At 32.8% G+C, this 10,345-nt stretch carries 8 protein-coding genes and 1 other RNA gene; 3 read left to right on the forward strand and 6 right to left on the reverse strand.

From position 1 onward, the window contains the following. Positions 1-148: 148 nt before the first annotated feature. Positions 149-545, reverse strand: a transfer-messenger RNA (tmRNA) gene (gene ssrA, locus B0A57_RS10400). Positions 546-582: 37 nt separating this feature from the next. Continuing rightward, the gene (locus B0A57_RS10405) at positions 583-1,791 is read right to left on the reverse strand and encodes a serine hydrolase domain-containing protein (RefSeq protein ID WP_011962646.1); all 1,209 of its coding nucleotides are present in this window, start codon (positions 1,789-1,791) and stop codon (positions 583-585) included. Between the two features lie 157 nt (positions 1,792-1,948). On the opposite strand from B0A57_RS10405, the gene B0A57_RS10410 reads away from it, so the two are divergent. Continuing rightward, positions 1,949-3,151: an NAD(P)-dependent oxidoreductase gene (locus B0A57_RS10410; RefSeq protein ID WP_034097742.1), complete on the forward strand. Its 1,203-nt coding sequence runs from the start codon at positions 1,949-1,951 to the stop codon at positions 3,149-3,151. Positions 3,152-3,309: 158 nt separating this feature from the next. Continuing rightward, the gene (locus B0A57_RS10415) at positions 3,310-4,683 is read left to right on the forward strand and encodes a M28 family peptidase (protein WP_011962644.1); all 1,374 of its coding nucleotides are present in this window, start codon (positions 3,310-3,312) and stop codon (positions 4,681-4,683) included. Positions 4,684-4,705: 22 nt separating this feature from the next. Here B0A57_RS10415 and menA read toward each other — a convergent pair whose 3' ends face one another. The 4 genes from menA to typA form a co-directional block, all read right to left on the reverse strand. Beyond that, positions 4,706-5,635, reverse strand: coding sequence for a 1,4-dihydroxy-2-naphthoate octaprenyltransferase (gene menA, locus B0A57_RS10420; RefSeq protein ID WP_011962643.1), 930 nt, complete (start codon positions 5,633-5,635; stop codon positions 4,706-4,708). Positions 5,636-5,726: 91 nt separating this feature from the next. Next, a complete protein-coding gene (locus B0A57_RS10425) occupies positions 5,727-6,566 on the reverse strand; it encodes a 1,4-dihydroxy-2-naphthoyl-CoA synthase (RefSeq protein WP_011962642.1) in 840 nt (279 codons plus the stop codon). 151 nt (positions 6,567-6,717) lie between these two features. Next, on the reverse strand, positions 6,718-7,569 hold the full coding sequence (locus B0A57_RS10430) for a CvfB family protein (protein WP_034097738.1): 852 nt from the start codon (positions 7,567-7,569) through the stop codon (positions 6,718-6,720). 93 nt (positions 7,570-7,662) lie between these two features. Continuing rightward, the gene (gene typA / locus B0A57_RS10435; protein WP_011962640.1) at positions 7,663-9,459 is read right to left on the reverse strand and encodes a translational GTPase TypA; all 1,797 of its coding nucleotides are present in this window, start codon (positions 9,457-9,459) and stop codon (positions 7,663-7,665) included. Between the two features lie 450 nt (positions 9,460-9,909). On the opposite strand from typA, the gene B0A57_RS12500 reads away from it, so the two are divergent. After that, positions 9,910-10,119: an ISAon1 family transposase N-terminal region protein gene (locus B0A57_RS12500; protein ID WP_420287330.1), complete on the forward strand. Its 210-nt coding sequence runs from the start codon at positions 9,910-9,912 to the stop codon at positions 10,117-10,119. The last annotated feature ends 226 nt before the right edge of the window (positions 10,120-10,345 follow it).

Raw genomic sequence — 10,345 nt, forward strand, 5'->3', positions numbered from 1 at the left:
ACAATATCCTCAATAAATATCCCAGTATTTTTAAAGCTAAATTGGCATTAGTTATCAGGTTAGTTTTTAACCACAATACAAAAATCGCACAAATTAAGAAACAAAAAAAACCGCAAACACTTAATTAATAAGGTATTGCGGTTTAATTTTGTGGAGTCGCCGAGAATCGAACTCGGGTCCAAACAAGCAACTAAAGAGCTTTCTACATGTTTATTTCTCGATTAAATTTTCGACCGTGTGGTATGCCAAGAACAGCAACACAAAGCTTATCTTCTTAGTTTCAAAATAGTCCCGAAGCTTAACTATTTCTAGGTTTAAATTTACGATTCACCTATATCGAACGCTATAAACCAGAGCTTTCGAGGTAAATCCTGCTTTCCTACCTTGTAGGAACGTGGCTAATCTTACTATGATTCAGATTATGCAGCAAGAGCGTAGTTTCCTTCGCCGTGTAAGTGTTTTGGAGCCTTTTATTTACGAGAATTACTCCAGTTCTCCACATGCTTACAATTCAATTCGACTTGCTGTCAAAACCAGTCGACCCCATTTTGGTTTACAAAAGTAATGAATTTAAATCAATTTCTATTCCAAACCTTCTTCTTTACTTTTTATTTCGAAAGGATAATCGCCAAATAAGCTTGAAAGCAATTTTAATTTATATGTACATCTCGTGTATTTATTTGATATACAGATTAATGTAGCCTTCTCGTCTTTTAGTTTCACATAAGCAGATGTGCTTCCGTGCCACCAACCGTTGTGGTAAAACATTTTTTTACCGTCTTTCCACTCTAACATTCTAATCCCTAAACCATAATTTCTAGTCCCTTTACTTTCGTAACTGTAACCTTTATAAACTTCGGCTAATAATTTTTTATTTAGGAAACTAGAATTGTAGGTCGCCATATCAAATTTAAGCAAATCTCTTGGGGTCGAATAAATATTTTTATCGCCGTAAATCCCATCTAGGTAATTATAAGCATATTTAATTTTGTTTCCTTTATAAGATTGACTACTATTTTTTCCGTCCTTTTTATAATCAAAAACAAAAGTGTTTTTCATGGCCAATGGTTCGAATATGAGTTTTTTCATAGCTGTACGATACTCCATTTTAGTAATTTTTTCGATTACCAAGGCTAAAAAAGCATAATTAGTATTACAATACGCAAAATGAGTATCTGTTTTATATTCTAAATCGATATTGTTTTTATTTATAACAGAAATTAAATCTTTGTTTTGCAAAGTATCTTTCTGATTCCAGACTATTTTTTTATCGGTAAAATAACTGTAATTGCGCAATCCGCTTCTATGATTTAGTAAAGTTCTTATTGTAATTTCTGGATACGGAAAATCATCAAGAATGGTATTTACTTTTTGGTCTAAAGTTATTTTTTTCGAATCTATAAGCAAAAAAACTGCAGTTGCAGTAAGCACTTTACTCATAGATGCAATATGAAGCGGCGTTTGGTCAGTTATTGGTGTTTTTTCTTCAAAATTAGACATGCCACGATAATTCTCATAAATAATATGTCCGTTTTTTGCGATAAGAATACTTCCTGAAAAATCATTTGGTATATAATTTTTAACATAAAACGTTTCAATGGTTTGTCGTAACTTTTCCTTTTCGGAAGATTTCAAATCTGGCAAATTATTATCAAAAGGTTGCATTGTATATAATGAACCTATTTTGTTTTCTTCCTTCTTTTTTAATGCTTTTTTCTTCTCACTACATGAAAAACAGATAGTTATAATTGCAAAAAGTAAGATATTTTTTATATTTGTTTTCAATATCATTTTAACTTGTATATAAAACAAATATAAATAAACAAACTAGGAATCAAAATAGGTTTTAAACAATTATTTTCATTTGTTTCAAGTTAGTATTGCGTTATATTTGCATCAAATTTTAAAATAATTAACACTAATTATTCTGAAAATAAAAAAAATTACAATGAAATTTGGACTTATAAAAGAAAGAAAAAATCCGCCAGACAGACGCGTTGTTTTTACACCCGAAGAATTGGCAAAATTAAAACAACAATTTCCGCTGGCCGAAATAAAAGTTGAATCTTCAGATATTCGTATTTTTAATGATGAACAATATAGCGAATTAGGTTTCGATATTACAACTAATCTTTCTGATTGTGATGTTTTAATTGGAGTTAAAGAAGTTCCTATTGATGCCTTAATCCCAAATAAAAAATATTTTTTCTTCTCGCACACAATCAAAAAACAACCTTATAACAGAAAATTATTATTGGCTTGTTTAGAAAAAAACATCGAATTATATGATCATGAAACAATAGTCGATGCAAAAAACCATCGCTTAATAGGTTTTGGACGTTATGCAGGAATTGTAGGGGCTTACAACGGAATTCGTGCTTTTGGAATAAAGTTTGAGTTATTTAATTTGGCGAAAGCCGAAACATTAAAAGACAAAAACGCACTCGTAGAACGTTTGCAAAGAATGGTTTTGCCAAACATAAAAATTATGCTTACAGGTCACGGAAAAGTGGGGCTTGGTGCCAAAGAAATGCTCGATGCCATGAAACTTAAAGAAGTTTCTATCGAAAATTATTTAACCAAAAACTATGACAGACCCGTTTATACTCATATCGATTTAGAAGATTATAACAAACGAATAGACGGAAAACCTTTCGATAAACAAGATTTTTATGCCAATCCGGAATTGTACACTTCAAATTTCGAACGTTTTACAAAAGTATCTGATATTTTTATGGCAGGACATTTTTACGGAAATGGTGCCCCAGTAATTTTATCTAGAGAAATGCTAAAAGCGGCAAATAATAAGATAAAAGTTGTGGCAGATATTTCTTGCGATGTAGATGGCCCTGTGGCTTGTACGCTTAAAGCATCAACTATCGCACAACCCTTTTTTGGTTATTATCCGTCAGAACACAAAGAAGTCGATTTTATGCATCCAGGGTCTATTGTAGTTATGTCTGTAGATAATTTACCTTGCGAATTGCCTAAAGATGCTAGCGAAGGTTTTGGAGAAATGTTTTTAGAACACGTAATTCCTGCTTTTTACAATAATGATAAAGACGGAATTTTGCAAAGAGCAAAAATTACCGAAAAAGGAAAACTTACCCAAAGATTTTCTTATTTACAAGATTATGTAGATGGGAAATAAATACAATTGCTAACTATTTTTTTTACCGCAAATTCGCATATTTTTTTATTAATCTGTCAATCTGTGGTAAAAACATAAGTCATATAATATCCAAGTCTCAATTTTGTTGAGACTTTTTTATTTTGTTACTTTACTACTCACTAAAATGACTTCTTCAGATGAAAAAATTATCGTTCCTGCTTTTATTTACTTCACTATTTGGGTTTGCTCAAAATTCTGATCAAAATCAGTTAAAAGAAATATACAAATCGGCATTAACCAATTCTAAATGTTATGCGTGGTTAGACGATTTGTCTAATAAAATTGGACACAGATTATCAGGGTCTGCTGGCGCACAAAAAGCGGTAGAATACACAAAATCACAAATGGAAGCATTGGGAGGATTCGATAAAGTATATCTTCAGGAAGTTATGGTACCAAAATGGGTTCGTGGCGAAAAAGAAACAGCTTATATTTTAGACCATAAAAGCAAAGTAAAAGTACCAGTTTGCGCACTTGGTGGGTCGGTGGCAACTTCAAAAAAAGGAATTACTGCCCAAGTTATCGAAGTACATGCTATCAAAGAATTAGAAACTTTAGGAATTGATAAAATAAAAGGCAAAATAGTTTTCTATAATCGCCCAATGGATAATACTCAAATAGAAAGCATGAATGCTTATGGAGCAGCAGGCGACCAAAGATGGTCGGGGGCAAAAGAGGCTTCAAAATATGGTGCTGTTGCCACTATTGTTCGTTCTTTAAACCTTAGATTAGATGATTTTCCGCATACAGGATCACAAAGTTATGATGATATTCCTAAAACACAATATATCCCAACAGCCGCAATTAGCACTAATGGTGCCGAATTATTAAGTAAAACATTAAAAGAAAACTCAAAATTAAAATTTTATTTAAAGCAATCTTGTCAGCAAATGGAAGAAGTTTTGTCCTATAATGTTATTGGAGAAATAAAAGGAACAGAGCACCCTGAAAATATCATTGTAGTGGGCGGACATTTAGATTCTTGGGATCTCGCCGATGGCTCTCACGATGACGGAGCTGGTTGTGTGCAAAGTATAGAAGTAGCAAATATTTTTAAAAACATAAAGTACAAACCTAAAAACACCATCAGAGTTGTCTTGTTTATGAATGAAGAAAATGGTGGTAGAGGCGGAAAAAAATACCAAGAATTAGCACAAATAAATAACGAAAATCACATTTTTGCTTTAGAGAGTGATTTAGGCGGGTTTTCGCCAAGAGGTTTTTCTTTAGAAACTGATGACGCTAATTTTGCTAGAATTTCTAATTGGAAAAGTTTATTCGAACCTTATTTAATTCATAGTTTTACTAAAGGGCATAGTGGTTCAGACATAGAACCAATAACAGGAACAAAAATTATAAAAGCGGGTTTATATCCAGATACTCAACGCTATTTCGATTACCACCACGCAGCAAATGATAAGTTTGATGCTATTAATAAAAGAGAACTCGAATTAGGTGCAGCAACAATGACCTCACTAATTTATTTGATTGATAAATATGGAATTGAGTAGTCGGATCGTTTTTTTAAACATTTTAAAAAATTAAAACCATTGCCAAAATTAATGATAATAAAAAAGTGCTAATGGCTAGTTTTTTTAATTGCGGATCGAGAGCTCGTGGCTCTGAACAATTATAAACCGTTTTTAAATGACTTAATAACGGAAAATAAGCTACTAAAAAAACATATTGATCGATTCTGAAACCTATTCCGTTGTAAATTATAGCAAAAATCAAAATCAAAATCATTGCCGTAATAATTAAACAATAATGATAAATTTTAGCTTTTGCGCCACCCATTTTTACAACTAATGTGTTTTTTCCTGCTTTTGCATCAGAAACCTCGTCTCGCATATTATTTAAATTAAGTACGCCAACACTTAACAATCCTATTGCCGAGGCTGGAAGTACTAATTGCCAATCGAATTGTTTAGAATACAAAAAATTAACCCCCAAAGTACTTACTAAACCAAAGAAAATAAAAACAAAAACATCTCCAAAACCCTTGTATCCGTAAGCTGAATTTCCAACTGTGTATCGTATTGCTGCTACAATAGCTGAACCACCCAGCAGTAAGAAAAACAAAGAATACCACAAATGCTTGTCATGAAACGAAAAATAAATGAGCAAAATTGCAGAGGCAAAAGTTAGAATTGCTGTAATTATCATCGCTTTTTTCATAGCAGCTGGTGTAATCACACCGCTTTGTATAGCTCTTATTGGTCCTATTCTGTCTTTATTGTCGGTTCCTTTAATTCCGTCTCCGTAATCGTTTGCAAAATTGGAAAGTATTTGTAATCCTAACGTTGTTAGCATTGCAAAACCAAAAATTATCCAACTAAATACTTGGGTTGGAGTAAGAATATCATTTGTTGGGTTAGCTAATGCGTATAAACTTCCTACCATAATTCCAGAAACAGAAAGTGGTAAGGTTCGTAATCGTGCGGCTTGTATCCAGTGTTTCATTTTAATATTAGATTTATGCTATTAAATTTTAGATGTATCAAAAAACTTCAGATATTTGAATTTTTTTGATAAATCGAAAGGCTAATATTATTTATGGCAACCATTTTTTTTCAAAATTAGGCTTTCTTTTTTCTAAAAAGGCATCTCTTCCTTCTTTTGCTTCATCAGTCATATAAGCTAATCGAGTTGCTTCGCCAGCAAATACTTGTTGTCCGACCATACCGTCATCGGTAAGATTCATTGCAAATTTTAGCATTTTTATAGACATTGGAGATTTAGCTAAAATCTCTTGTGCCCATTCATAGGCGGTATCTTCTAGCTCATTATGAGGAATTACAGCATTTACCATACCCATTTCGAAAGCTTCTTGAGCGGAATAATTGCGTCCTAGAAAGAAAATTTCACGAGCTTTTTTCTGACCTACCATTTTTGCTAAATAAGCAGAACCATAACCACCATCAAAACTTGTCACATCGGCATCAGTTTGTTTGAAAATAGCATGTTCTTTACTGGCTAAAGTTAAATCACAAACTACATGCAAACTATGACCACCGCCCACTGCCCAACCTGGAACAACACAAATAACTGCTTTAGGCATAAAACGAATGAGTCGTTGCACATCGAGAATATTTAACCTGTGATAACCATCTTCTCCTACATAACCTTGTTGTCCACGTGCTTTTTGGTCGCCTCCGCTACAAAAAGAATACACTCCGTCTTTACTAGATGGTCCTTCGGCAGAAAGCAAAACAACACCAATAGAAGTATCTTCTTGCGCATCGTGAAATGCTTGTAATAATTCGGCCGTAGTTTTAGGACGAAAAGCATTGCGTACATCAGGGCGGTTAAAAGCTATTCGAGCTACACCATTGCACTTTTTGTAGGTTATATCTTCAAATTCTCGAACCGTTTTCCAATCTATTTTATTCATGTGTATTTATTTTAATGTAAAAATAATTCATTTGTGCCAAACGACATAAGTTATAAAACACCCTTTATTTGCTTTTTTATTTCCAGATTGAATAAAAAAGCAAATAAAAATAATATAATTAGCATTATAGAAAATGCTTTTTTATTTATTTTTACTCTTTTACCAAATATATTCCGTCCTCTTTTATCTCAATTAGTTTTTCTTTATACAAAGTACCTATTGCTTTTTTAAAGGTTTTTTTACTCATTTTTAAGACTGTTTTAATGTCTTCTGGATGAGAATCATCATTTAGACGGAGGAAACCACGACTGGCTTTTAGCTCATCTAGAATAATTTGTGCGCTTGGCTCTACTTTTTCGAAACCCAATTTTGTTGCCGATACATCTATTTTTCCGTCTGGGCGAATATTTTTTATGTAACCTACAATCCTGTCGCCAGTTCGCAAATCGTCATATACTTCATTTTTATAAAGCAACCCTTTGTGCTGCTCATTGATAATCACATTAATCCCTACTTCGGTAATATGAGAAACTATTAGATCGACTTCTTCTCCGTTTTCGACAGTAATATTATCATTGTTTAAAAACTGATTTGTTTTACTAGAGGCGACTAATCGGTTTGTTTTTTCGTCCATATAAAGGTAAACTAAGTAGCGTTTTCCTTTTTCCATAGGTCTTGCCTGTTCTTTAAACGGAACTAGAATATCTTTTTCCATTCCCCAGTCCATAAATGCACCTACTTGGTTTACATAATTTACACGCAAAAGTGCAAATTCGTTCAACAAAATATAAGGTTCTAACGTTGTTGCCACAGGTCGCTCTTCATGGTCTAGATATACAAAAACAATAAGTTCTTCACCTATTTCGAATTCGTTTGGAATATATTTTATAGGTAATAAAATGTCTTTACTAGGGTCTTTGTTTTCCTCGGGCAAGCCTAAATATAAACCAACTTTAGTTTCTCTAAGTATTGTTAGCGTGTTGTATTTTCCTATTTCAATCATAATTTTAGTATCAAAGTGGCAAAGGTACAAAGTTTACAAGTTGTTACAATAAAAAAGCGTTTCATTTCTGAAACGCTTTTTTGTACTTATCAATTATATTTTAAATCTTTTTCTATCAGTTTCTGTTAAATGTATTTTTCTCAATCGAATCGATTTTGGTGTACACTCAACATATTCGTCTTTTTGAATGTATTCTAAAGCTTCTTCAAGAGAGAAAATAATTGGTGGAATAATTCTTGCTTTTTCATCATTTCCAGACGAACGAACGTTAGATTGTTTTTTCTCTTTAGTTACGTTTACACACATATCATCTCCACGAGAGTTTTCTCCAATTACTTGACCTTCGTAGATTTCTGCATTTGGTTCAACAAAAAACTTACCACGATCTTGTAATTTATCGATAGAGTAAGGAATTGCTTTTCCTTTTTCCATAGAAATTAATGACCCTTTGTTACGTCCAGAAATTTCTCCTTTGTAAGGTTCGTATCCTATAAAACGGTGTGCCATAATAGCTTCACCAGCAGTTGCAGTAAGCAATTGGTTGCGCAATCCAATAATTCCACGAGATGGAATATTAAATTTAATAATCATACGTTCCCCTTTAGTTTCCATGCTCAACATTTCTCCTTTACGGAAAGAAACAAACTCTACAGCTCTACCAGAAAGAGTTTCTGGTAAGTCGATTGTTAATTCCTCTATTGGTTCACATTTTTTACCGTCAATTTCTTTGATGATAACTTGTGGTTGACCAATTTGCAATTCGTAACCTTCTCTTCTCATGGTTTCAATAAGAACAGACAAATGAAGTACGCCACGACCAAAAACCATAAATTTATCAGCTGAATCAGTTTCACCCAATTTCATGGCTAAGTTTTTCTCTAACTCTTTATTCAAACGATCTCTAATATGACGAGAAGTTACAAATTTTCCTTCCTTACCAAAGAAAGGGGAATCGTTAATAGTAAACAACATACTCATCGTAGGCTCATCGATAGCAATTGTTTGTAATGCTTCTGGATTTTCAAAATCAGCGATAGTATCTCCAATTTCGAAACCTTCTACTCCAACAACTGCACAAATATCTCCAGCAATTACTTGTTGTACTTTTTTACGACCAAGACCTTCAAAAGTATGTAATTCTTTAATTCTAGATTTCACTACTGTACCGTCTCTTTTTACTAATGAGATTGGCATACCTTCATTTAGAACTCCTCTTTCTAGACGACCAATTGCGATACGACCTGTAAATGCTGAAAAATCTAAAGAAGTAATTAACATTTGTGGGGTTCCTTCAGAAACTTTAGGAGCAGGCACATTTGCTATAACCATATCTAATAAAGCCTCTACATTATCTGTTATATTTTCCCAGTGATCAGACATCCAGTTGTTTTTAGCAGAACCGTAAACTGCAGGGAAATCTAATTGCTCTTCAGTAGCACCTAACTCAAACATTAAGTCAAAAACTTTTTCATGAACTTCTTCTGGAGTACAGTTCTCTTTATCTACTTTATTAATAACCACACATGGCTTTAATCCTAAATCGATTGCTTTTTGCAATACAAAACGCGTTTGTGGCATTGGCCCTTCAAAAGCATCTACCAATAAACAAACTCCATCAGCCATATTTAATACTCTTTCTACTTCTCCACCGAAATCGGCGTGACCAGGAGTATCGATAATATTAATTTTTGTACCTTTATACTGAACTGAAACATTCTTTGAAGTAATTGTAATACCTCTTTCACGCTCTAAGTCGTTGTTGTCTAGAATTAAATCACCTGTGTTTTCGTTATCACGAAATAGTTGACAGTGATACATGATTTTATCAACCAAGGTAGTTTTACCGTGATCGACGTGAGCAATAATTGCAATGTTTCTAATAGATTCCATCTGTGTTTTTTTGTGGGTGCAAAAGTACATAAAAAAATACTTAAATCATAACTTTCTTTTATCTCTTTAATTTTGAAGTGAATAAGTTAACGTTTTAATTACATTATTAAGCAAAAAAAGAGTCTTTAATAAAAAATCAAAACTCGAGATCAAGATTAAAATTAGAGAAAAAATTAAAACGCTGGTATCTAAATTTCCAAATCAGATACAAATATAAGACAGTGCAATACAAAAACAGCCTTTAGATTGTCAAACTATTGTTGCTTTCTTTGGATCAATTCTAAAAGTTGTGGGGAAATATAAAAATGTTGACTTTTGTATTTTAAATTATATAGAAATGTAAGATTCATTTGTTGAACTTCTCAAGTTATTATTGCCCGAAATAATCGTTGAACTTCTTATGAAAAAAGAGAAGAAATACTTCATCTATACCTAAGAGAGATTAATTCAATCCCTAAAGAATATCGTCAATCTAAATTAAGTTTAAAAGGATTCTTCGATGAGATAACAGTTCAGGATTTTCCAATTCGTGGTCACCAAGTATATCTGCACATCACTCGCAGAAGATGGCTCAATGAAGATACTGGTCAAGTGGTTTTTAGAGATTGGAATTTAGTAGCAGATGGGACTCGGGTAACACAAGAGTTTGCGTTTTTTTAAAATAAATCAATAGATTCCAAGACAAATGATTGTAATGCTATAGGGTCTTTCTATGGCGTTAGCGGTAAAAATTTACAATACCAATACAAAGAATTTCTAAGTGATTTTAAATCCTGGGATCAAATAAAACACGCAAAAGAATGGCTGCTTTTTCCTAAAAACATAGCCAAGCGTTTGTCAATAGACCAAACTTCCTTCCCTCCTTGATCCGTTTTACTAATATTTT

The organism is Flavobacterium psychrophilum DSM 3660 = ATCC 49418 (assembly GCF_002217405.1).
GTDB lineage: Bacteria > Bacteroidota > Bacteroidia > Flavobacteriales > Flavobacteriaceae > Flavobacterium > Flavobacterium psychrophilum.